Here is a 23,786-nt window from a genome sequence, read left to right on the forward strand (position 1 = left end):
CTCACACCTGGGAGCGGGCAAGCCCGCGAAGCAGGCGACGCGGTGTCTGGCACCGGCTTTGCCGGTGTTCGCGGGCATGCCCGCTCCCACAGCGAGTGCGCGAGCTTTCAACGTTCCAACACGACAGTTGCGTTCACAAGATCCGGGGCCTTCGCCGTTTTATCGGCAAGCCCCAGCTAAATACTATTTTCGCCATTTGCGCAGCATCCCTAGTCTGGCCCCAGGCAACGGCGGTCCCCAAACCGACCTGACAAAAACCGCCTGAACAAGGGCTCGGACATGACACTGAACAACTTCGAAATCGACACCCTCGTGGTCGGCGCCGGCCAGGCTGGCGTGGCCATGAGCGAACACCTGAGCAAGCTGGGCGTGCCGCACCTGGTGCTGGAGCGCAACCGCATTGCCGAGGCCTGGCGCAGCGGCCGCTGGGATTCGCTGGTGGCCAATGGGCCGGCCTGGCACGACCGCTTCCCGGGGCTGGAATTCAACCTCGATGCCGACGCCTTCGCCGGCAAAGACCAGGTGGCCGACTACTTCGAACAGTACGTACGCAAGTTCAACCTGCCGGTGCGCACCGGCATCGAAGTGAAGAAAGTACAGCGCAACAGCGACCGCCCTGGCTTCACCATCGAAACCAATGAAGGCGTGATCCGCGCCAACCGCGTGGTGGCGGCGACCGGCCCGTTCCAGAAGCCGGTGATACCGGCGATTGCGCCAAAAGACGCCAACCTGCACCAGATCCACTCGGCCGCCTACTTCAACCCCGAACAACTGCCCGAAGGTGCAGTGCTGGTGGTGGGTGCAGGCTCGTCCGGCGTGCAGATCGCCGAAGAGCTGATGCGTGCCGGCCGTCAGGTGTACCTGTCGGTCGGCGCTCACGATCGCCCGCCACGGGCTTACCGCAACCGCGACTTCTGCTGGTGGCTTGGCGTATTGGGTGAATGGGACGCAGAGATTGCCAAGCCTGGCCGCGAGCACGTGACCATTGCCGTGAGCGGCGCCCGTGGGGGCCATACGGTCGACTTCCGTGCCCTCGCCCACCAGGGCATGACCCTGGTTGGCCTGACCCGGTCGTTCGAAAACGGCGTGGCGCACTTCCAGGACAACCTGGTCGAGAACATCACGCGGGGCGATGAGAACTACCTGGCCTTGCTGGACGCCGCCGATGCCTATGTGGAGCGCAACGGCCTCGACCTGCCGCAAGAGCCTGAAGCGCGCCGGCGCCTGGCCGACCCGGCCTGCATGCTCGACCCACTGCAGCAGCTGGACCTGGCCAAGGCCGGTGTCCGCAGCATCATCTGGGCCACCGGCTACGGCGTGGACTTCAGTTGGCTGCAGGTGGACACCTTCGACGCCAATGGCAAGCCCCAGCATCAGCGCGGTGTCGCTCGCGAACCAGGTGTGTATTTCCTTGGCCTGCCGTGGCTGTCGCGCCGTGGCTCGTCGTTCATCTGGGGCGTATGGCACGACGCCAAACACGTCGCCGGCCACATTGCCACGCAACGCACCTACAGCGCCTACCGCGACCGCGACCAGCGCGCGGCCGACCGGCAGCAACCCGCCACATTCAGCAACGTCAGCACCCTCGGAGCCCACTGATGCCTACCCATACCCGCATCCGCATGTTCAACACCAAGGCCACCTACCCCAACCAGACCCTGGACAACGACCTGTGCCAGGCGGTGCGGGCCGGTAACACCATTTATGTGCGTGGCCAGGTCGGCACCGACTTCGAAGGCAGGCTGGTGGGCCTGGGTGACCCGCGGGCGCAGGCCGAACAGGCGATGAAGAACGTCAAGCAACTGCTCGAAGAAGCCGGCTCGGACCTGTCGCATATCGTCAAGACCACCACCTACATCACCGACCCACGTTTCCGCGAGCCGGTGTACAAGGAAGTGGGCAAATGGCTCAAGGGCGTGTTCCCGATTTCCACCGGCCTGGTAGTGGCCGGCCTGGCCCAGGCCGAATGGCTGATGGAGATCGACGTGATCGCCGTGGTGCCGGACCAGGCGTGACCGGCAATTGCCAGGCGCTTGCCCTGTAGGAGCGGCCTTGTGTCGCGATGGGGCGCGAAGCGGCCCCGTTTTTTTGCGGCGAAGCTGAAGTTGCGGCGAAGCTGGAAATTTAGGGCCGCTTCGCGCCCCATCGCGACACAAGGCCGCTCCTACAGGGGAGCGTGCAAGGCTTAGAAGCCGACCGTGGCAGACAGCAGATAGGTGCGTGGGGTCGACAGGGTCAGGCCCGGCTCGCTGTCATCCGAGGCCCCTGCCGAGCTCCAGTAGCGGTCATCCAGCACGTTCTCGACACTGGCACGCAATGTGACCTCGGTCTCATCCACCTTGAACGCGTAGCGCGCCCCCAGGTCATAGCGCTCCCAGCCATCGATCTTCTTGCTGTTGTTCTGGTCCAGGTACTGCGAGCTGGAGTGGATACCGCGTGCCGTCAGGGTCAAGCCTTTGACCCCCGGCACGTCCCACTCGCCCCCCAGGTTCACGTTGTACTCCGGCGTGGCCGGGGCGCGGTTGCCGTCGTAGGCGCCATCGACCGTGTCGGTCAGCTCGCTGTCGATGTACATCACCCCACCCAGTACCCGCACACCCTGCACAGGCTCACCGAACACACTCAGCTCGATGCCGCGGTTGTCACGCTTGCCATTGGGGCCGAACACCCGCGAAGCCGGGTTGGTTTCGTAGGCCGGCTGGCGAATGCGGAACGCGCTGGCGGTGAAGGCCACCTGGCCAAAGTCATACTTGGCCCCGACCTCGACCTGGCGGCTGGTGAATGGCGGAAATATCTGGTCTTCGTTGACCGAGGTCGACGGGGCGATCTTGCCTTGGCTCAGGCCTTCCATGTAATTGGCGTACAGCGACAACTGCTCGGTGACCTTGAGCAGCACCCCGCCAGAGGGCGAGACCTTTTCTTCGTCATAGGCGGTGTCGCCTTTGACGCCATCACTCCAGTCATCCACTTGCACCCGCTGCCAGCGCGCGCCCAGGGTCAGCAGAAGGCGGTCGTCGAAAAAGCCCAGGGTGTCGGCCAGGGCCACGCCGGAGAAGCGGTTTTCCGTGTAGACCTTCGAATCGAAGCGGGTGGGTGTGCCCGGCGTGGGTGTGGCCACCGGGTGGTAGAGGTTGCTGGGTGCGGCGGCATAACGGGCGCCGCCGTTGGTGAAGTCCATGTAGTAATAGCTGGCGGCCAGGTTCAGTTCGTGGCTGACCGGCCCGGTCTGCAACCACTTGCGCAGGCCAGCCATGGCGGTACGCACAGATTCATCGCGGGTAAAGTCGCGGGGCTGCACACTGAAATCGCCGGCGTCATTGATGACCGACACGTTGTGGCGCAGGAAGTCATGGTTGCTCTTGCGCGCGCCGACCGCACCGTAGGCCAGCAGCGAATCACTGATATCGTATTCGGCATTCAGTGCGCCAAAGGTGTCATTGGTGCGCGCCTTGCTCCAGGCCTGGGCATAGTTGTGGCGCACGTCATCGGCATCCGGCACCTTGGCGTTGGCGCCGATCAGCACACGCTCCTGCGGCGCATCGGTATCGCGCTCGGTGTGGCCCAGGTCGGCCGACAGGCGCAGGCGCTCGCCGCGAAAATCCAGGCCCAGCACCGCCATCTGGCGATCGACAGACTGGTGGTCCCATGCAGTATCGCCGGCTTGCTTGACGCCGTTGAAGCGCACACCGAACTGGTCACCTTCGCCAAAGCGCCGGCCGATATCCACGGCACCCCCCACCTGGCTGTCGGAGGCATAGCTGCCGGTGAACGTGGTAATCGGCTTGTCGCCAGCGCGCTTGGGTTGCACGTTGATGCCACCGCCTACGCTGCCCCGGGGCGATATGCCGTTGAGCAACTGGCTGGGGCCTTTGATGATATCGACCCGCTCGGCCATTTCCATGTCGATCGAATAGGTCGGCAAGATCCCGTACAAGCCGTTGTAGGCGACATCACTATTGAACAGGCTGAAGCCGCGAATGGTGAATTGTTCGAAGCGCCCGCCGGCGGGGTTGGTGGCGCGTACCGAGGGGTCGCTGGCAATCAGCTCGCCCAGGGTGCGGGCCTGCTGGTTCTTGACCACCTCGCTGGTGTAACTGGTGATGCTGAAGGGGGTTTCCATGAAGTCCCGCGAGCCGAGCAGGCCTTGTGCGCCCTGGCGTGCCACCTGGCCGCCCGCGTAGGGCTGCGATTGGCCAGGGGCGACCAGCCCGCCGACGATACGGGTAGGGGCGATTTCCAGGGCGCTACCGGCCTGGGGGGCCGGCACCAGGGTGAAGGCCCCTTCACCCACCGGGAGCCATTGCAGGCCGCTGCCACGCAGCAATTGGGCAAACCCTTCGTCAACACTGTAGGCGCCAGACAGGCCAGCGCTCTGCCGGCCTTGCACCAGTGCCGGGTCCAGCGAAAGGCTGACGCCCGCCTGGTCGGCGAAGCGGGTCAACGCGGCCCCCAGGCTGGCGGGCGCTACCTGGTAAGTGCGGCGCACGGGCTCATCGGCCCAGGCCGGTGAACACAGCAACAGGCTCATGGCGAACAACGGATGCGCGGCGCGCGCCAGTGGGCGCAGGCGGCAAGACTTTACTGCTGGCATTGAACAAGGCTCCCCTTTATTTTCTCCTACCGGTAATGACCGGCGAGTGAAAAAAAGGGGACAGCCTCATGCACGATTTTCTCGCGCAGACAAACTGACCCAGTAACGGGTGCGTGACTGCACCTGCAACGGCAGGCTTGCAGCCAGCAAGGCCAGCACCCGGTCGGTGTCGTCAAGGCGGAACGTGCCGGTGACGCGCAGCCGCTCCAGCGCGGGCGCCCAGCGCAGCACCCCGGGGCGGTAGCGACGCAGCTCGTGCAACAGTTCGCCCAGCGGCCGGTCGTCCAGCCGCAGCACCCCTTCGCGCCAGCCCAGCCGCCAAGGGTCCAGCCCGCTGACCGCGCCGACGCCAGTTGCCTGCAAGCTGGCCTGCTGCCCTGCCAGCAGCGTGCGTGCCGGGCCGCGGGCCGGCTGAAGCTGGGCCATGCCGTTGAGCACCGACACCCGGCAGGCGTCGCCCAACAGGCGCAAGCACACCTCGGCATCGCCTAGCAGCACCTGGCCCTCGGGCACGTGCAAGGCCAGTTGCAGATGCGCAGGCACCTTTACGGCAACCTCCCCGCGCAGCAAGGTCAGGCGCCGTGCACCCAGGTCGAGATCGACCGCGCTGTCGGTATTCAACTGCAGGAAGGTCCCGTCGCTCAACAGCACCTGGCGCTGCTCCCCCACCGCGGTACGCAGGTCGGCCGCCCAGGCATCCAAGGGCAGCTCACGGCTTGCCAGCCACGCCGCCGGCAGCACCGCCGCCACGCCCAGGGCGCGCTTGAGCAGCGCCCGTCGGCCGGCATCCGGGCGGTCCAGCGTGGCCATTGCCAACGCCCCTGGCAGCCCGGAGAAGCGCGCGCGCAACAAGGCTGCCTTGTGCCACGCCTGCTCATGCAGGCTGCTGCTGGCGCGCCATTGCGCGAGCCGCTGCAGGTCCTTGTCGCTGGCGGCGCCGGAATCCAGCAGTGCCAGCCAACGGGCAGCGGCACGCACGGCCTCGCGGGTTTCGGCGCTAGGTTGGGTCATTGCAGATCGGCCAACAGGCAATGCTCGTAAGCCTGCGCCATGTAACGTTTGACCGAGCGCTCGCACACACCCAGCCGCTTGCCGATTTCGGCATAGCCCAGGCCTTCCAGCTGGCTCCAGAGAAACGCCCTGCGCACCGGCGGCTTCAGGCCGTCAAGCAGTTCATCCAGTGCTTGCAGGGTTTCCAGCACGATCCAGCGCTGCTCGGGCGACGGTACATGCTGTTCAGGCAACTGCGCCAAGGCATCCATGTAGGCCTGCTCCAGGCTGCGGCGCTGGTGGAAGTTGCTGAGCAGGCGCTTGCCCACGGTAAGCAGGTAGGCGCGTGGCTCGCGGATGTCTGCCAGCGGCTGAGCACTGGCCAGCACCCGCAGGAACGTATCCTGGCTGAGGTCGGCGGCATCCCAGGCATTGCCGATGCGCCGGCGCAGCCAGCTTTCCAGCCAGCTGCGATGCTCCCGGTACAGGGCAGGCAGGCTAGGCTCTTGTGGCGGCGCGGCGTCGATCATGGGAAGGCCCTGCGGCGGCGTAAATAGGATTAATTCTAATTTACATCGCGCCGCAGTTCCAAGTGCTTTGTTGCCGGTCAGGCGATGGCAGCGTCCACCAGCACCTGCGCTTCCTGCACCAGGCGCTGCAGGTGGGCCTCGTCGATGAAGCTTTCTGCGTAGATCTTGTAGATGTCTTCGGTGCCTGACGGGCGTGCGGCGAACCAACCGTTGGCAGTCATCACCTTCAGCCCGCCAATCGCCTGGCCATTACCCGGGGCGTGGCTGAGAATCTGCACGATCGGCTCACCGGCCAGCTCGGTGGACTTCACCTGCTCCGGTGCCAGCTTGCTCAGCAGCGCCTTCTGCCGCGCATCGGCCTTGGCCTCGACGCGGGTGGCATAGGGTTTGCCCAGTGCCTCGGTCAGGTCGGCATAGGCCTGGCTCGGGTTGCGCCCGGTACGGGCGGTCATCTCGGCGGCCAGCAGGGCGGGGATCAGGCCGTCCTTGTCGGTGGCCCACACCGAGCCATCGCGGCGCAGGAACGATGCCCCTGCACTTTCTTCGCCACCAAAACCGAGTGTGCCGTCGAACAGGCCTTGGGCAAAGAACTTGAAGCCCACCGGCACTTCATACAGCTCGCGGCCCAGGCGCTGGGTAACCCGATCGATCAGGCCGCTGGACACCACGGTCTTGCCCACGGCAGCATCGCTGCGCCATTGCGGGCGATGGCGGTACAGGTAATCGATGGCCACGGCCAGGTAGTTGTTCGGCTGCAGCAGGCCATCGGCCGTGACGATGCCATGGCGATCGTGGTCCGGGTCGCAGGCGAACGCCACGTCGAAGCGGTCGCGCAGGCCGATCAGGCCCTGCATCGCATACGGCGAGGATGGGTCCATGCGGATCTGGCCATCCCAGTCGACGGTCATGAAGCGGAAGGTCGGGTCGACCTCGGTATTCACCACTTCCAGGTCGAGTTGGTAATGCTTGGCGATCGCCGACCAGTAACGCACCCCTGCCCCACCCAGGGGGTCTACGCCCAGGCGCAGCTTGGCAGCACGGATGACGTCGAAGTCGATGACGTTTTCCAGGTCGGCCACATAGTGGCTGACGTAGTCATGGCGCTGGGTGGTGGCCGCCTGCAGGGCCTGGGCATGGTCCATGCGCTTGACGCCGGCCAGGTTGGCCGCCAGCAAGTCGTTGGCCTTGGCTTCGATCCACTTGGTCACGTCGCTGTCGGCCGGGCCGCCATTGGGCGGGTTGTACTTGAAGCCACCGCTTTGCGGCGGGTTGTGCGACGGGGTGATGACGATGCCGTCGGCCAGGCCCTGGGTACGGCCACGGTTATGGCAGAGGATGGCGTGCGACACGGCCGGGGTTGGCGTGTATTCGTCATCCTTGGACAGCATGACCTGCACGCCGTTGGCGGCCAGCACTTCCAGGGCGCTGGCGGCGGCTGGGGCCGACAGGGCGTGAGTGTCGGCGCCGATGAACAGCGGGCCATCGATGCCTTTTTCCTGGCGGTACAGGCAGATCGCCTGGGTGATGGCCAGGACGTGGTACTCGTTGAAACTCAATTCAAGCGAAGTGCCACGGTGCCCCGAGGTGCCGAAGGCCACCCGCTGGGCCGCCACGGCGGCGTCTGGGCGGCCGGTGTAGTAGGCGGTGAGCAGCCGGGGAATATCGACCAGCACGCTGGCTGGTGCCGGCTTGCCTGCCAAAGGACTGAGCTTCATGCAAAAACCTCGAGTTCAACAGATGTTGGTGTTGGAACGTGCAGTGTACTGAGAGTTGCAAGGGTGTGCGATGGGCGCCAGCAAACAACACCGGCGTTGCCGCAGGCCACCCTGCCGCTGCCGGCCTGAAGCGCCCGGTGACCTGCCACCGGGTTGGCCACGACAGGCTAGAGTGATAGCCATATCGATCGAGAAAGAGGCTCCATGGCTTTCCACCGCCTGACCCGTACACACCCCCGCCTGAGCATCGCCGCCGTGGTCGGCCTGCTGGGCGGCTGGCTGATACCCGCTGGCGACAGCGTGCAGCATATCCTCGCTGGCTGGAACCTGGGGGTCTGGCTGTATCTGCTGCTGGTGCTGTACCTGAGCTGCAGCGCCAACCCGGAGAAAGTCCGCCAGGTGGCCCGCATCGAAGATGAAAATGCCGGCCTGGTGCTGCTGACGGTGTGCATTGCCGCCATCGCCAGCCTGGCCGCAGTGACGCTGCAACTGGTGTCCAGCCGCGGCCTGCAGGGCAGCGCCCAGGCCCTGCACTACCTGTACACCGGCCTGACGGTGGCGGGGTCCTGGTTGATGATCGGTTGCATCTTCAGCCTGCACTATGCGCGGTTGTTCTACACCGGGCGGCAGCATGAACCCCCCCTGCGATTTGCCGATGGCGAACGCAACCCCGACTACTGGGACTTCCACTACTTCTCGTTCACCATCAGCGTGGCCGTGCAGACCTCCGACGTGGGGGTGGCCGGGCGTGGCTTGCGCCGGGTAGTGCTGGCGCATTCATTGGTGGGGTTCGTGTTCAACACGGCAATCCTGGGGTTCACCATCAACATCGCGGCCGGTTTGCTGGGTTGAGCACGCCGTTCGTCTGAAAGCCTGGGGCCAGGGCCGACAGTGCAACCCGCATAAAAGGTGCGCCGGGGCGTGCATCCAGCAGGCGAAAACGTTTGCCCCGAGGGCTTTGGCATTGCACCGGCGGGACCACAGGTGTGACCGTGGTCATGCAACAGTACATTTGTCATGTTCGCCGCTGAGAATCGCGCATTGCAGGTGCTATGTTTACTTACCCGGCGGCCGCATCGATGTGGCCACCCGCCCACTACGTCCAGGCACGGACCAGGAGGCTGGCATGAACAAGATGACGTTCCCCAACGCCTGCCAGGTGATGCGCTGGCATTTCCACCCGCTGGGCTTCGAGGCCAGCATGGATGCGCCACGCAGCATGGTCGCGCGGTTGTTCGACCGGGCCACCGGAGAAACCGTGCTGGCGATTGCCGGCATCCCGTGTGCGGCAATCATGGCCGCCGCCGATGTCGAACGCATCATCGAGGCCGTCGAGGCCGAGATGGATGCCTTCGCCCCCGCCTTTACCTTGCGCGACGCCGGTTAACCGGCTGCCAGGGCCCCCGGGCCCATCGCTTGCAGCTTGCTCAGAAATTGCTCGGCCGGTACGGGTTGCCCCAACAGGTAGCCCTGCAGCGAGTCACAGCCCAGGCGGGTCAGAAACGCCTGCTGCCGGTCAGTTTCTACCCCTTCGGCGACGATTCGCAGCCCCAGTGCCTGGCCTAGCGCGACAATCGCCGACACGATCGCGGCGTCATCGCTGTCCTGTTCCAGTTCACGCACAAAGCCGCGGTCGATCTTCAATTCGTTGGCGGGCAGGCGCTTGAGGTACATCAGGCTGGAATAACCGGTACCGAAATCATCAATCGACAGGTCCACGCCCATGTCGGACAAGCGCTGCAGCACTGTGAGGCTGGCATCGGCGTCATGCATGGCGGTGGTTTCGGTAATTTCCAGGGTCAGGCAGTTGGCTGGCAGGCCATTGTGCTGCAAGGCCTGGGCCACGCTGTCGACCAACCCGCAATGGCTGAACTGGATAGCCGACAGGTTGACCGCCATGCGCCACTGATGATGGCCTTGGTCCAGCCAGAGACGCATCTGCCGGCAGGCTTCGTTGAGCACCCATTCGCCAATCGGGATGATCAGGCCGGTTTTTTCTGCCAGCGCGATGAAGCGGTCAGGCATCAGCAACCCCTGCTGCGGGTGCTCCCAGCGCAACAAGGCTTCGGCACCGATGGGCTGGCAAGCCTGGGCGTCGAACTTGGGCTGGTAGTGCAAGCGGAACTGGCGCTGCGCCACGGCCTGGCGCAAGTCCTGCAGCAGCTGCAACTGCTGGCGGGCGTTGCTGTTCATCGACACGTCGAAGAACCTGTAGCCATTCTTGCCGGCGCTCTTGGCGTGGTACATGGCCGCGTCGGCATTGCGCAGCAGCTCGTGCTGGTCCTGGCCATTGCCCGGGTAGAGGACGATACCCAGGCTGGCCGACAGCTGCAGGTCGTGCTCGGCCACCCGGAATGGCCGTGACACCAGGTTGACCTGCTTGACCGCCACGTCCATGGCATCGTCGGGTTCCTGCAACTGCACCAGCAGCACGAACTCATCGCCACCGATCCGTGCCAGGGTGTCCTGGCTGTGCAGGTGGCCGCGCAGGCGGGCGGCCACGGCCTTGAGCAGCAGGTCGCCAATGTGGTGGCCAAACGCATCGTTGACCGGTTTGAAACCGTCCAGGTCGATAAACATCAGGGCAAAACAGCCGCCCTGCTCCGCCACCCTGGCAATCGCCTGCTCGATGCGGTCGGCCAGCAGGGTGCGGTTGGGCAGGTCTGTGAGGGTGTCGTGCAGGGCCAGCTGGGTCAGTTCCTGGTTGGCCAAGGTCAGCGAACGGGCCAGCTCTGCGGTGCGCACCTCCAGGCGCGCGTCCAGCACCGAGGTCAACAAGGCTACCGCCAACACTGACAAGGTGGTGATGAGCACCAGGTAGACCAGGCCATCGCCTTGCAGGCCACCGCCCGCCAGCGCCCCGCAGAAGCTGCCATCCGGGAAGTTCGCCGCTGCCATGCCGGTGTAGTGCATGCCCACGATGGCCAAGCCCATTACCACTGCTGCCAGGCCGCGAATCTGCCGCACATAGGGAGTGTGCGCACGCAGGCGGAAGGCGATCCACAATGCCGCCGCCGAGGCACCGACAGCAATCAGCAGCGAGGCGCCGAACAGTGTCGGGTCATAATCGATGCCTGGCAGCATGCGCATCGCCGCCATGCCGGTGTAGTGCATGCAGGCAATGCCTGCCCCCATGATCAGCGCGCCAAACGCCAATTGCAGACCTGGCAGGCTTGGCTGGCTGGCCAGCCACAAGGCAAAGCCCGATGAAAGCACGGCGATCAACAGCGAGAACGCGGTCAGGCCCAGGTCATACCCCAGGTCGATGGGCAGGCTGAAGGCGAGCATGCCCACGAAGTGCATGGACCAGACGCCCATCCCCATGGCCAGTGCGCCACCGAACATCCACAAGTGGGCAGCCCGGCCCTTGGCCGTGGCGATGCGGCCGGCCAGGTCAAGGGCGGTATAGGACGCCAGGATCGCCACGCACAGCGAAATCAACACCAGCGAAGAGGAGTAGCTACCGGTCAGCATGGGGGTTTCCAGCACTGGGACGGAAGTCCCGGAAAAAACTGACGATTGTACTCAAGCTTTGGCGAAACGCACGGGGTTTTTGCGAATGGGAATGGATCCAAAAAAGCCTGTGGCGGGTTTGCTAACGGAGCCGGTGCCGCGTCGGATCGCACCGGCTTTGCGGGTGTGTGCGGCTAACCTTGCAAGGCCCGCGGGCGGTGGCTGCGTTCCTCGGCTTGCGGCGCCGTGGCCGCCTGCAGATGGAAGTCGAAGGCCAGCTCGGCAAAGCGTCCACCCTGCACGCCACGGTCATGGGCTGCCGCGGCATCCTCGACAAAGCGCAGCTCGCCAATCAACCCGTCGCGGGTGGCATAAGCGAAGTCATCCCACAGGTACCGGTCGCCAGCAAAATTGATCTGGGTGGTCAGGTGCCGGTGCCCAGGTGCCGAAATGAAGAAGTGCACGTGCGCCGGGCGCTGGCCGTGACGACCGAGCTGGTCCAGGCACTCCTGGGTAGGCCCCTGTGGGTCGCAGCCGTAGCCCGACGGCACGATCGAGCGCGCCCGGTAGCGGCCCTCGGCATCGGTGACGATGCGGCGGCGCAGGTTGTACGCAGACTGGCTCGAATCGAAGTACGAGTACGTGCCTTGGGTGTTGGCGTGCCACAGGTCGACGGTCGCGCCCGCCAACGGCCGGCCGTCGGCAGCAAAGACCTGGCCGTGCAGGAACATCACCACCCCGGGGTCGGTGCCGTCATCCATGCGCGCCTCCCCTTCTGCCAGCGGGGCACCGGCAACGTACAGCGGCCCTTCGATGGTGCGCGGGGTGCCCCCGCCCAGGCCGGCCTCGGCATCCTTGGCATCCTGCAGCAAGTCGAGGAAGTGCTCGATGCCCAGGCCGGCGGCCAACAGCCCTGCCTCGTTACGGCCGCCCAAGCGGTTGAGGTAGTCGATGGCGTGCCAGAACTCATCCTCGCTGACCTCCAGGTCTTCGATCAGGCGTGCAGTGTCCTGCAGCACGCGGCGGATGATCTTCTTGAAACGCGGGTTGCCTTCGGCATGGTCCAGCCCGGCGACCTTGTCGAAGAACGCCTGGATGTCAGCAGTGTGGGAAATGTTCACGGTCATCGTACTCACCTCGTATTGTTCTTGTTCAGCAGCAATCAGCGGTCGTCGCTGTGGACCGACGAGGGGTGCCGGCACAAGCCGTCAATCTCGATGTCCATGTACGGGAACAGCGGCAACTGCATCAGGGTGTCGTGCAGGGCCTCGACGCTAGGCACATCGAACACGCTGTAGTTGGCGTAGTGCCCGGCAATGCGCCACAAGTGGCGCCAGGTGCCTTCGCGCTGCAGCCGCTGGGCCAGCGCCTTTTCATCGGCCTTGAGCTGCGCAGCGGTGGCCGGGTTCATGTCGACCGGCAGTTTCACCGTCATCTTCACGTGGAACAGCATGCAGGTTTCTCCTTTCTTGCGTCAGCTTCAAAAGCTGGCAGGGCTTTGCCCAAGTGGGCTCCCCGCCGTGGTATGCGCGTGCGCCTGCAGCTCAGCGCCTGGCGAAGCGCGCCAGGCGCGTTTCGTCCAGGGTCAGCCCCAGCCCGGGGGTGCGCGCTATGTGCAAGTGGAAATCGCGATACTGCGGCGGCTCGTTGACGATTTCCTCGGTCAGCAACAATGGCCCGAACAATTCGGTACCCCAGGTCAGCTGGCGCAGGGTGAGGAAGGCATGGGCAGAGGCCAGCGTGCCTATCGAGCCTTCCAGCATGGTGCCGCCGTACAGGGCGATGCCGGCAGCCTCGGCGATCTGCGCGGTGCGCAGCACAGCGCGGGGGCCACCGTTCTTGGCGATTTTCAAGGCGAAGATGCTGGCGGCGCCGTCGGCAGCCAGGCTGAAGGCGTCTTCGACGCTTTCGATCGACTCATCGGCCATGATCGGGGCCGGGCTGCGCTGGTTCAGGCGCACCTGGCCAGCGCGGTTGATGCGCGAAATCGGCTGCTCGATCAGGTCGATGCCGTTGTCGCCCAGCACCTGGCATGCCCGCAGCGCCTGGGACTCGTCCCAGTACTGGTTGACGTCGACCCGCACGCTGGCGCTGTCGCCCAGTTCGCGCTTGATCGCCACCACATGCCTGAGGTCCTGGTCCACCGGGTTGGCACCGATCTTCAGCTTGAACACCCGGTGGCGGCGTATTTCCAGCATGTGCTGGGCTTCGGCGATATCACGCGCGGTGTCGCCGCTGGCCAGGGTCCAGGCCACCTCCAGGCTGTTGCGTACACGGCCACCCAGCAGTTCGCTGACCGGCAGGCCCAGGCGCTTGCCCTGGGCGTCGAGCAACGCGCTTTCGAGCCCGGACTTGGCAAAGGTGTTGCCTTTGGCCAATTTGTCCAGCTTGAGCATGGCCGCGTTGATGTTGTCTGCCGGCAGGCCGAGCAGCGCCGGGGCCAGGTACGCGTCGATGTTGGCCTTGATACCCTCGGGGCTTTCGTAGCCATAGGCCAGGCCGCCAATGGTGGTGGCCTCGCCCAGGCCTTCCACGCCATCGCTGCAGCGCACGCGCAATACCACCAGGGTCTGCTGCTGCAGGGTGTGCATCGCCAGCTTGTGCGGGCGAATGGTGGGCAGGTCGACGATGACTGCCTCGATACGTTCAATCAGCGCGCTTGTCATTGTTGCCAGGTCTCGTCAGGTCGGGCGGGCGAAGGCCAGCCCGAATGGTGCATGTGCTTGCTTGTGCGAAGATTGCGCGAGACCCTGCGCAGCGTCCAATATCATATGAATCTCTCACCATACCCTGGAGGTCTGATGGAGCTACGCCACCTGCGCTACTTCAAGGTCCTGGCAGAAACCTTGAACTTCACCCGCGCCGCTGAGCTGCTGCACATTGCCCAGCCACCGCTGAGCCGGCAGATCAGCCAGCTCGAAGACGAGCTCGGCACCCTGTTGGTCGCGCGCGAACGCCCGCTGCGGCTGACCGATGCAGGCCGTTTTTTCTATGAGCAAACCTGCACCGTGCTGCAGCAGTTGCAGAGCATCAACGACAACACCCGGCGTATCGGCCAGGGCCAGCGCCAGTGGCTGGGCATCGGTTTTGCCCCCTCCACCCTGTACACCGTGCTGCCCGACTTGATCCGCGAGCTGCGCCAGGACAGCGACCTGGAGCTGGGCCTGAGCGAAATGACCACGCTGCAGCAGGTGCAAGCCCTGAAAAGCGGGCGTATCGACATTGCCTTTGGCCGAATCCGCATCGACGACCCGGCCATTGAGCAGCAGGTATTGTGCGAGGACCCACTGGTAGCGGTGCTACCCAAGGGCCACCCGCTGTCTGCCAGCCCATTGAGCCTGGCGCAACTGGCGGCGGAGGCGTTCATCCTTTACCCGGCCAACCCCCGGCCCAGTTATGCCGACCATGTGCTGGCGCTGTTTGCCCAGCACGGCATGAGCATCCGGGTCAGCCAGTGGGCCAATGAGTTGCAGACAGCGATCGGCCTGGTGGCAGTAGGTGTCGGTATCACCCTGGTGCCGGCATCGGTGCAGCAGCAGCACCGCACCGACATTGAATACGTGGGCCTGCTGGACAGCAGCGCGGTCAGCCCGATCATTCTCAGCCGCCGCCAGGGGGATATCAGCCCGATGGTGCAGCGTTGCCTGGCCTTGCTCGCACGACAGGCTGGCTGAGCCCACTGCGTGCAGCCCGCCCCCGTATACCCATCGGTATATGGATGTTCCCTTTGATCTGTTTCATGCTCGGCCACGCGAATCGCGAAACGCCCGGGCAACAAACACTTCAACAAAGATCTTCGGGAGTCGAACATGGCGGGACGTCTAAACGGCAAGGTAGCGCTGATCACGGGTGGCGCGGGTGGCTGCGGGCTGGCCGCCTCGCAACTGTTCGCGGCAGAGGGGGCGCGGGTCGGCATTGTCGACCTGCCCGGCAGCGACGGCGCAGCGGTTGCGCGACAACTGCGCGAAGCTGGCCACCAAGCGGTTTTCGCCGCAGCCGATGTGTCGGACGCACAGCAAGTCAAGGCCGCTGTCGCCACCGTGGAGGCAGCCTTCGGCCACATCACCGTATTGATGAACCACGCCGGCATCCTTTCGGCTGTCCCCTTCCTCGACACCAGCGAAGAAGAATGGGACCGGATCATGGCCGTGAACGTGAAAAGCATGTTCCTGGTCACCCGTGCGGTGCTGCCGGGCATGCTCGCAGCCGGCGGCGGCAGCATCGTGTGTACCTCCTCCATATCGGCCGTGGTCGGCACGCCGATGGAAGTCCTGTATTGCACCAGCAAGGGCGCCACCCATATGTTCGCCCGGGCCATTGCCGTGGAGTTCCGTGACCGCGGTATCCGCGCCAATGCCATTTGCCCGGGTTTCATTGCCACAGCCCACGGCCTGCGGGAAATCGACATGCTGCGCAAGCACGGTGTGGACGTCAGCGAACAGGCCATCGCGACCGCCCAGGGGCGCCTGTGCCAACCCGCCGAGGTGGCCAGCGCCGCCTTGTTCCTGGCCAGTGACGACGCCAGTTTCGTCAACGGCGCGCACCTGTTCGCGGATAACGGCTACACCGCGGTCTGACCTCAAGCACGCCAAGCAGGAGAATGACGTGAGCACTTCCTCCAACAACATGCACATCAACGAATTCGGCCTGGACCACGCGCACTGGCGCAACTGGGCCGGTAACCAGTCCTGCATTCGCGCGGCACGCGGGGCGCCGGCCAGCGAAGACGAACTGTGCACGCTGGTCAACCAGGCCAGCCGCAACGGCATGAACGTTCGGGTGGCCGGTTCCGGGCATTCGTTCACCCCGGTAGCGCTGACCAATGGCCTGCACCTGACGCTGGCCAACATGAGCGGCGTACGCCATGTCGACCACGCCAGAAAGCGCGTCACCGCCGCTGCCGGCACCACCATCAATGCCTTCGGCAAGGCCCTGCGGGCGGCTGGCCTGTCGATGGTCAACCAGGGCGACATCGACAGCCAGTCGATTGCCGGGGCACTCACCACCGGTACTCACGGCACAGGCCTTACCCTGGGCAACCTGGCCTCGTCGATAGTGGGCATGAAGCTGGTGCAGCCCAACGGCGACATTCTCGTCGTCGATGAAAGCACCCCTGACCTGCTGCAGGCGGGCCGCGTTTCCCTGGGTGTACTGGGCATCGTCAGCGAACTGACCTTGCAGGTGACCGACAGCTTCAACCTGCACGAGCGCATTTGGCGCGAAGACTTCGAGAGCGTGATGGACAGGCACGACGAACTGGCGCGCAAGCATCGCCATTTCAGTTTCTTCTGGTGCCCCACCGAGCAGAGCCGGCACTGCTATTGCCTGCCCGACACCGCGGCCACCAGTAGCAGCGGGCGCACCACCGACGTGTGCGAAGTCAAGGTCATGGACATTACGGATCGCCCCGCCTGGGAAAGCGCATTCGAGAAGGTCGCGTACAGCTCGGATGTGTACCCGATCGAGTACCTGCCCAATTTCCATGAACTGGAGTACGCCGTGCCGCTGCGCCACAGCAAGGAAGCCCTGCGGGCAGTGCGCAAGCTGATGCTGGAAGACTTCCCGCAAGCCATCTACCCCATCGAGTACCGGTTCACGGCAGGTGACGGCGCCTGGATGAGCCCGTTCTTCGAACAGGACAGCGTGACCATTTCGGTTTCCGGCGAGCCGGGCACCGATTACTGGGACTACTTGCGCGCGGTGGACCAGATCCTGCGGTCGTATGGCGCCCGGCCGCATTGGGGCAAGTTGCATTTCCTGACGGGCGAGGATGTTAGCGCCATCTACCCGCGTGCCGAGGACTTCCGCAAGCTGCGCCGGCAGTTGGACCCGCAGGGCACCTACCTGAGCGAACACCTCAGCCCGCTGTTCAAATAAGCACCCCGCTCCTGGCGCACCTGGCAACGTGCCGGGGCGGGCTTGCACCGCGTACGGGCCGCGCAGCGGCCCACTGCCGGCAACGCGGTGCTATGCCTTGGCCAGATAATCGATGAACAGGCGAAACAGTTCGGCGTTGGTGGAAATGTCCAGCCGCTGGTAGATGTTGTGCTTGTGCACCTTCACCGTCCCCTCCGAGATATTCAACTGCCGGGCAATCGAGGCGTTGCTGTGCCCTTGCAGCAACAGCTTGGCGATCAAACGCTGGGTCTCGGTCAACTGCCCCTGCAGGATTTCCACGAAGGCATCCTCCAGCACGGCGCCTTCCGGCGATGCCCGCAGGCACTCGGCAAAGCGCAGCCGACAGTGCTGGCCAAACAGCGCGGCCAGCAATGGCGCCAGGTCCGCCAGCAGCGCCATTTCCGCCGCGCTGAAGTCCCCACTGCGCTGATGGCGCATCAGCGAATAGACCATGGCCACCTGGGGCTTCAGCGGCATGATGAACCCCACCTCTTCCACTGCCGTGCCGTAGCCGGAGGCCACGCAAGGGTGGATATCACGGGAGATGGCGAAACCTGAAGAGAAGAAGCAGTCGGGCGCCAGTTCACTCATGCGCCACAGCCCGGCTGGGTGCTCGTTGACGCAGGCCACATAAAACGGGTCCAGCAAGTAACCGCCGCGCACATAGGCGTTCAGGGTGCGCTCGCTGACGCTGTGGTTGTAGCCGTTATGCACCAGCACGGCCGGCTGGTTGAACTGGAACAGGTACGCGCAGCTCATGTCGAACGCCAGCTTGTCGCCTATCACCTTGTCCAGCGCCGGCCCGAAGTGTTCGCTGCCGATCGCTTCGATCAGCGCAGCCAGCCCGTTCGCTTCGTCTTTTGTCATTGTTCACCACGCTCTCATGCACCAAAGCCTCATGACCTTACCGCCTTGGCCAGCCAAAAGCACAAAATCCGGGGCGCCCTGGGCGCTCCGGATCAAATGCACGACGCTTTGCGCTCAGGACGGCTCGGGCGCCACCGCGAAGGCGCCTGCGGCGTCGTCCTGGCGCCCCATTTCCTGCGCCTTGGGCACGGCCAGCCAACTGGCCAGCAGCATGGCAATCAGGCCGCCACTGAGCTTGCCAATCATCAGCGGCAGGATCAGCGAGGGCTGGAAGTTTGCCGAGAAGGCCATGTGGTCGCCGAAGGTGAAGGCCGCGCACACCGAAAAGGCAATCACCAACACCTTGTCCTTGGGCGGCATCTCGCTGACCAGGCGGAACATGGCGAGGATATTGGCCGAAGCCGCCAGCACACCCGCAGCCCCGACCCCAGACATGCCGAAGCGCGATGCCACGCGCTCGATCGGCCGCGCCAGAAAGCGCTTGAGCAAATGCACCATGGGGAATGCCCCGCACAGCATCAGGCCGACGTAGCCGGCAATCTCCAGGGCGCGGAACTGGTCATCGGCATCGGCGATGATCGGCGCGAAGCCCCAACTGCCGAATACATGGCTGAACAGCCCGGTGAAGTACTGCACGATCGACGCCACCAGTACCAGCACCACCGCGATGTACATGAACTGCCCGAGCTTGAGGAACAGGTACACCATCAGTGCCGGGCAGTAACGCAGCGCCGCCGCCAGGGCAATGCAGAACAGGATCAAGGGCATCAGGTTGCGCAGCAGCATCGCCCAGGAAAAATGCAAGGCCTGGGTGGCGGCACCGGTGGTTGCGATATCCGGGCGCACCCCCAGGTCCAGTCCCTGCATGGCCATGGCGATGATCATGATGCTCAAGGGAATGGCCAGCAGCCCAGCCATGATGCCCAGTGCCATGTACTTGTGATCGACCTTGCGCAGCATGGCCAACCCGACCGGGATGACGAAAATGATCGTCGAACCACTCTGGAACCCGGTGATCAGGCCGAGGATCCAGCCTTCCGGGCTTTGCGCCAAAGCCTTGGCCAACTGGTAGCCGCCCATGTCCGAGGCGATGAAGATAGGCCCCGCGGTGCCAGGGTCGGCGCCCATCAACTGGAACAGCGGCGCGATCACCTGGCTGATGCCGGCTGAAATGTACGGGATCGCGGCCATGATGCCAGCGACCGGGATGAAGATCGGGCTGATGCTGTGCAGCCCGGCGATGAACTCCTGGCCCAGCTCGCCTTCGGGGTTATAGATGGATGCCAATGCACCCAGTACCGCACACACCATGATCACGTAGATGACATAGGTACCGATGCTTTCCATTTGCCGCCTCATTTTTAGAGTTGTGGGGTTGGCAGGTCTGAAAGGTCACAGGGGCATCGTTGTTTTTATGCTGAGCAAGGCGTGCCCCGTCGAGCATTCAAGCTAAGCGGCGGGGGGTGGGCTGTCCATATACCGGGAGGTATATGCCCCTGCAAAAGAGAGTGCCGTGCCCGGTTCGAAATGCTTAATACCCGGTCATTTCCAGGTACCCACGGCCACCGGCACTGCCGCTCAAACGCACCGGCCCTTCCCAATACGGGAAGCGCGTCTGCATCCACGCCTGCGGCTGAACAGCATCGACCTGCACATCCACCCCGTGCTCAGGCACCTGCACCCGCCATCGGGTCGGCAGCTGCTTGCCATTGCCCTGTGGGGCCCAGGCCAGCGGCTGCAAGCGGATCTGTGCCGGCAGCAGCGCTAGCCCCTGGCCCTGCGGGTCGATCCAGGTGCCGGCGCGATACGCCTCCCCGTGCGCTTCGCGCACCTGGAACAGCATCAGCTTGGCGCCGCTGTCCAGGTGCAGCGAGAACCAGTCCCAGCCCGTTTGCCCGGCAGCCAGCGGCTGGCTGCTCCATTCCCGGTCCAGCCAGGCCTGGCCAGTCACCGCGATGCACAGGCCGTCGCGCTCGACCTCGCCGCGCACCCGGTAGAACGGCTGGCTGTAGTAGTAAGAAGCCTGGCCCTTGCCCGACTTTTCGCTGTAGCCCTGCTGGCCGTGCAGCACCAGAGGCCGCTCGCTGCGCAACTGCAGGTCGTAGCGAAAACCTTTGCCAGCGGCCGTCATGCGCAGGTTGTCGATACCGCCCGGCCCCTGCAGCGACCAATCGTCGATCCACGCCCGAAACGGCTGGGCCTGCACACCCGCCTGGCCAATCCCGCCACGGGCCAGGGTTTCAGCTGACCGATGGCCGCCGGGGCCGGTCAACGCGGCGTGGCCCATCCACAGGTTCGGGCTCTGCCAATCGCCGGTCTCCGGGCCGGGGCGCAGGGCCGAGCGGAACAGCGTCCACTGCGCGCCCCAGTCACGCCCTTGGGTGTCTTTGAGGTTGGCGGTGACGTACCACCACTCGATGCGGAAACCATCGTGGGCCGCATGGTCCCGTGGGAATTCCAGGCGATGGCCGCGGGTGACCTGGCTGAACCCGCCTGCCGGCTGGCCGAGGCCGGCATAGCTTTGCGGTGCCGGCTGATCACAGCCGCACAACAGGCTGCAGAGCAACAGCCAGGCTTTACGTTTCATCGGCAAACGGCCTCAACAGTTCGCGCGGCTGACGCCGGGCCAGTTGCCAGAGTGGCCAGGCGCTGGCCAACAGGCTGGTGAGCAGGCCCAGCAGGGCCAGTTGCAGCAACTGGGCGGGGAACACATGCAGCGGCAAACGCCAGCCGAATGCCTGAACATTCACCACCGCGACCAGGCACCAGGCCAGCAACAGGCCCAACGGCAGCGCCAACAGCACGGTGAGGCTGCTGAGCAGCAGTGCCTGGCCAAGGCTCAGCCACACCAGTTGGGTTCGCCGTACCCCCAGGGCCCATAGCGGCGCCAGCTGGCGCAGACGGGATTGGCCCAAGGTCAGCAGGTTGATGAACAGCGCCACACCGGCCACGCCCAGGGTCAGGCTGTTGAGCGCGGCGGTGGCGGCGAAGGTGCGGTTGAATACCTCGGTCGACCAATGCTTCAACTGCGCCTGCTGCACGACCCGGCTGTCGTCGAGGTGAAAGCGCTGTTGCAACGCGGCTTCCAAGGCGGCCCCCTGGGGGTCGAGCAGGTCGACGCTCAAGCCTGTCAACGCAGCATCCGGCCAATGCGCGCGCAGCGATTGGGCATTCACCAGCATTTGGCCCTTGGGGTTGCCATAGTCGGCGTACAGGCCAACGACCAGCAGGCGGCGAGACGGGTCCGTGGGCAGCTTCAGGTGGTCCCCCAAGTGCAAACGCAACCGCCGCGCCAGCTGCTCACTGAGCATCACGGCCTGCCCCTGGGCCAATAGCTGCCAGGCCTGCGGCTGCTGTTCCAGCAACGGCCACCGGTTGTGATAAACGGGGTGGTCGACAATGCCCTGCACCTGGACCGGCCAGCCTTGCAACTGCGTTTCGACGCGCCAGCCAGGCAGAACCACCCGCACGGCAGGTTGCTGCCCCAGCCACTGGGCTATCTGCACGCCTTGCGCGGTATCGCTTGGGCTCACGTACAGGTCGGCGGACAAGCGCTGGTCCAGCCAGCCAACAAAGGTCTTGCGAAAGCCCTCGGTCATGCTGCCCACGCCCACGCTGGCAGCCAGCGCCAGCAGCAAGGCCATCAGCGCCAGGCTCAAGGCAGGCAACTGCTGGCGGCTGTCGGCAACGAACCACTGGGCCAACGGCCGCTGACAACGGCGCGCCAACCAGGCCAGCACCCTGTCGAGCCAGGCTGGCAACGCTAAAGCCGCCCCCAGCAACAGCGCCGCCAGCATACCGAAGGCGCTGGGCAGGCTGTCACCGAACACCCCGCAAGCTGACGCCAGCACCAGCAACAGGCCCGCTACCCAAGCCTGACGCCTCAGCCACGGCCCCTGTGCCAGGCGCCATGCTTGCGGCTGCGCCAACGCCAGCAAGGGCAAGCGTGCGGCGCGCAGGATGCTGCCCAGCCCGGCCAGCAGTGCACCGAGCACGCTCACCAGCACGCCCCACAACCACCACTGGGCAGGCAGGTTCAGCGTGCCTGCGACCTGCGCGCCATACAGGCCGCGCAGGCTGGCGGCGACATCGGGCAGCAACCAGGCCGCCACCGCGTAGCCACTGGCTACCCCGGCCAGCCCGCCAAGCACTGCGAACAGCCCCAGCTCCAGCCCCAGGGCACACAGCAGGGTAGCCAGGCTGACACCACAGGCGCGCAGGTTGCGAATCAGCCCGCGCCGCTGTTCCAATGCCAGGCCAATCGCGGCATGGGCAATGAACAGGCCGACGACGAAGGCCAACAGGCCTAGCGCAGTGAGGTTGAGGTGGAAGCTGTCGGTCAGGCGCTGCAAACCGCCATCATCCTGCCGGGGTTGCACGACAAGGTCAGCCGCAATGTCGGCAGGCAAAGGCCCAGGGCTTGCCGCTACCAGCAGGCGTGACAACTGCCGCGGTGCCTGCAGCAAGGCCTGCGCGTGGCCGATATCGACCACGATCACCCCGGGGGCCAGCTCGGCTTGCACCAGCAACGGTGGCAGCGGTTGCCCATCGCGGTCGTGGGCCACCTGCCCTGCGGTCATGTTCAACAGGCGCAAGGTGTCTGGCCCGACCCAGGCCTGCCCGGGCACGCCGATGAACGCCTGCAGGTCGAACGCCTGGGGCTGCACCCCGGCGATACTGCTGGCCGCCGGCAGGCTCAATGGCTCGATGCCGATCAGGCGCACACTGCGCCCGGGCTCGCCTGGCAGGCGCAGGCGCCCCTCCAGCACCGGCGACACCGCCCAACCCAGCCTGCGCAGTTGCACGTACAGCGCCTGGTCAAAGCGTTCGCCGTGGCGTGGCAGCAGTTGCGTCTGCAGTGGCCCGGCCAGTACCGCACTGGCCCTGGCGTAGTCGCTGCGTGCCTGGCTGTTCAAGGCCTGCACCCCGGTCCATAGCGCCGTGGCCAGCCACAGCCCGGTGAAGATGCTGAAAAACTGCACGCGGTGGCGCCGCCAGTGGCTGAGCAAAGCCAACAGGGCCAGCGACAGCAGCCTCATGCGCCCTGCCCGCTGCGCACACGGCCACCCTGCAGGTAGCAACGTTGCTGCAGCCGCGCCGCCAGCCGGGGGCTATGGGTGACCATCAGCAGGCCACTGCCAGCCTCGCTGACCAGTTGCAGCAACAGGCTCAGCACTTCGTCGCTGGTGGCTTCGTCAAGGCTGCCGGTGGGTTCGTCAGCCAATAACCAGGCCGGGCGCCCAGCCAATGCGCGGCCGATGGCCACGCGTTGCTGCTGGCCGCCCGACAGTTGTTCAGGGTAACGCCCGAGCAGGTCAGCCAGGCCCAGGCGTTGAGCCAGGTGGGCGCCCCATTCGGGGTCGTGCCGGTTGGCCAGCCGGGCCTGGAATGCCAGGTTGCTGCCCACGTCCAGGCTGCTGATCAGGTTGTACTGCTGGAACACCAGGCCAACCCCCTGTCGCCGCCACAGTGCCAGGGACGCCTCCGAGCGGCTGTCCAGGGCACTGCCGTCAATCAGGATGCGCCCGCTGTCGGCACGGTCCAGGCCGGCCACCAGGTGCAGCAAGGTGCTCTTGCCACTGCCAGACTCGCCCATCAAGGCCAGGCTGCTGCCGCGCGGCAGGCACAGGTCGACGCCCTGCAACACCGGCAACGGCCCTTGGGGGGTGGCAAATGATTTGTGCAGGTTTTCGATGGCCAGCATCGGGGGGGGGCCTTGGGGTATCGGGTGACTATCCAGTA

General features: G+C 65.1%; 20 protein-coding genes. 7 read left to right on the plus strand and 13 right to left on the minus strand.

Annotated features, from left to right (window positions below; all coding sequences use genetic code 11):
- Positions 1-279 precede the first annotated feature (279 nt).
- Both GYA94_RS05705 and GYA94_RS05710 read left to right on the plus strand, forming a co-directional pair.
- Positions 280-1,599, plus strand: coding sequence for a flavin-containing monooxygenase (locus GYA94_RS05705; protein ID WP_054912739.1), 1,320 nt, complete (start codon positions 280-282; stop codon positions 1,597-1,599).
- On the plus strand, positions 1,599-2,015 hold the full coding sequence (locus GYA94_RS05710) for a RidA family protein (RefSeq protein ID WP_029887064.1): 417 nt from the start codon (positions 1,599-1,601) through the stop codon (positions 2,013-2,015). Before GYA94_RS05705 ends, GYA94_RS05710 begins: the two co-directional genes overlap by 1 nt.
- A gap of 170 nt (positions 2,016-2,185) precedes the next feature.
- Here GYA94_RS05710 and GYA94_RS05715 read toward each other — a convergent pair whose 3' ends face one another.
- From GYA94_RS05715 to pgm, 4 genes are all read right to left on the minus strand, one after another.
- Positions 2,186-4,591: a TonB-dependent receptor gene (locus tag GYA94_RS05715; protein WP_161891948.1), complete on the minus strand. Its 2,406-nt coding sequence runs from the start codon at positions 4,589-4,591 to the stop codon at positions 2,186-2,188.
- 66 nt (positions 4,592-4,657) lie between these two features.
- A complete protein-coding gene (locus tag GYA94_RS05720; protein WP_161891949.1) occupies positions 4,658-5,602 on the minus strand; it encodes a FecR domain-containing protein in 945 nt (314 codons plus the stop codon).
- Positions 5,599-6,111 carry a sigma-70 family RNA polymerase sigma factor gene (locus GYA94_RS05725; protein ID WP_161891950.1) on the minus strand — a complete coding sequence of 171 codons (513 nt, stop codon included), beginning with the start codon at positions 6,109-6,111 and terminating at the stop codon, positions 5,599-5,601. Before GYA94_RS05725 ends, GYA94_RS05720 begins: the two co-directional genes overlap by 4 nt.
- 77 nt (positions 6,112-6,188) lie before the next feature.
- Positions 6,189-7,826: a phosphoglucomutase (alpha-D-glucose-1,6-bisphosphate-dependent) gene (pgm, locus tag GYA94_RS05730; protein WP_054912736.1), complete on the minus strand. Its 1,638-nt coding sequence runs from the start codon at positions 7,824-7,826 to the stop codon at positions 6,189-6,191.
- 204 nt (positions 7,827-8,030) lie between these two features.
- Between pgm and GYA94_RS05735 the strand changes: the two genes are divergently transcribed.
- Positions 8,031-8,678, plus strand: coding sequence for a DUF1345 domain-containing protein (locus GYA94_RS05735; RefSeq protein ID WP_009686521.1), 648 nt, complete (start codon positions 8,031-8,033; stop codon positions 8,676-8,678).
- A gap of 274 nt (positions 8,679-8,952) precedes the next feature.
- Positions 8,953-9,213, plus strand: coding sequence for a DUF1652 domain-containing protein (locus GYA94_RS05740; RefSeq protein ID WP_009686520.1), 261 nt, complete (start codon positions 8,953-8,955; stop codon positions 9,211-9,213).
- Here GYA94_RS05740 and GYA94_RS05745 read toward each other — a convergent pair.
- The 4 genes from GYA94_RS05745 to GYA94_RS05760 form a co-directional block, all read right to left on the minus strand.
- Positions 9,210-11,300, minus strand: coding sequence for a putative bifunctional diguanylate cyclase/phosphodiesterase (locus GYA94_RS05745; RefSeq protein ID WP_161891951.1), 2,091 nt, complete (start codon positions 11,298-11,300; stop codon positions 9,210-9,212). The genes GYA94_RS05740 and GYA94_RS05745 overlap by 4 nt on opposite strands.
- A gap of 173 nt (positions 11,301-11,473) precedes the next feature.
- A complete protein-coding gene (gene catA / locus GYA94_RS05750) occupies positions 11,474-12,406 on the minus strand; it encodes a catechol 1,2-dioxygenase (protein WP_110678441.1) in 933 nt (310 codons plus the stop codon).
- 35 nt (positions 12,407-12,441) lie between these two features.
- The gene (gene catC, locus GYA94_RS05755) at positions 12,442-12,732 is read right to left on the minus strand and encodes a muconolactone Delta-isomerase (protein WP_115293915.1); all 291 of its coding nucleotides are present in this window, start codon (positions 12,730-12,732) and stop codon (positions 12,442-12,444) included.
- A 91-nt stretch (positions 12,733-12,823) separates the two neighbouring features.
- A complete protein-coding gene (locus GYA94_RS05760) occupies positions 12,824-13,945 on the minus strand; it encodes a muconate cycloisomerase family protein (protein ID WP_161891952.1) in 1,122 nt (373 codons plus the stop codon).
- A gap of 135 nt (positions 13,946-14,080) precedes the next feature.
- Between GYA94_RS05760 and GYA94_RS05765 the strand changes: the two genes are divergently transcribed.
- The 3 genes from GYA94_RS05765 (at position 14,081) to GYA94_RS05775 (ending at position 17,156) form a co-directional block, all read left to right on the plus strand.
- Positions 14,081-14,953 (plus strand): LysR family transcriptional regulator, encoded by an 873-nt coding sequence (locus GYA94_RS05765; RefSeq protein WP_009686514.1) that lies wholly within the window; start codon positions 14,081-14,083, stop codon positions 14,951-14,953.
- A gap of 135 nt (positions 14,954-15,088) precedes the next feature.
- The gene (locus tag GYA94_RS05770) at positions 15,089-15,856 is read left to right on the plus strand and encodes an SDR family NAD(P)-dependent oxidoreductase (RefSeq protein WP_161891953.1); all 768 of its coding nucleotides are present in this window, start codon (positions 15,089-15,091) and stop codon (positions 15,854-15,856) included.
- Between the two features lie 28 nt (positions 15,857-15,884).
- Positions 15,885-17,156: a D-arabinono-1,4-lactone oxidase gene (locus GYA94_RS05775; RefSeq protein ID WP_110678449.1), complete on the plus strand. Its 1,272-nt coding sequence runs from the start codon at positions 15,885-15,887 to the stop codon at positions 17,154-17,156.
- 90 nt (positions 17,157-17,246) lie between these two features.
- Here the strand turns inward: GYA94_RS05775 and GYA94_RS05780 are convergent, their stop codons facing one another.
- The 5 genes from GYA94_RS05780 to GYA94_RS05800 all read right to left on the minus strand — a co-directional run bounded on the left by GYA94_RS05780 (position 17,247) and on the right by GYA94_RS05800 (position 23,748).
- Positions 17,247-18,044: a helix-turn-helix domain-containing protein gene (locus GYA94_RS05780; protein ID WP_110678451.1), complete on the minus strand. Its 798-nt coding sequence runs from the start codon at positions 18,042-18,044 to the stop codon at positions 17,247-17,249.
- Positions 18,045-18,158: 114 nt separating this feature from the next.
- Positions 18,159-19,391 carry an ethanolamine utilization protein EutH gene (eutH, locus tag GYA94_RS05785; RefSeq protein ID WP_161891954.1) on the minus strand — a complete coding sequence of 411 codons (1,233 nt, stop codon included), beginning with the start codon at positions 19,389-19,391 and terminating at the stop codon, positions 18,159-18,161.
- 184 nt (positions 19,392-19,575) lie between these two features.
- Positions 19,576-20,631: a lipocalin-like domain-containing protein gene (locus tag GYA94_RS05790; RefSeq protein WP_110678455.1), complete on the minus strand. Its 1,056-nt coding sequence runs from the start codon at positions 20,629-20,631 to the stop codon at positions 19,576-19,578.
- A complete protein-coding gene (locus GYA94_RS05795) occupies positions 20,621-23,083 on the minus strand; it encodes an ABC transporter permease (RefSeq protein WP_161891955.1) in 2,463 nt (820 codons plus the stop codon). Before GYA94_RS05795 ends, GYA94_RS05790 begins: the two co-directional genes overlap by 11 nt.
- Positions 23,080-23,748: an ABC transporter ATP-binding protein gene (locus tag GYA94_RS05800; protein WP_161891956.1), complete on the minus strand. Its 669-nt coding sequence runs from the start codon at positions 23,746-23,748 to the stop codon at positions 23,080-23,082. The genes GYA94_RS05795 and GYA94_RS05800 overlap by 4 nt, the downstream gene beginning before the upstream one ends.
- Positions 23,749-23,786: the final 38 nt, after the last annotated feature.

The organism is Pseudomonas juntendi (assembly GCF_009932375.1).
Lineage (GTDB): Bacteria > Pseudomonadota > Gammaproteobacteria > Pseudomonadales > Pseudomonadaceae > Aquipseudomonas > Aquipseudomonas juntendi.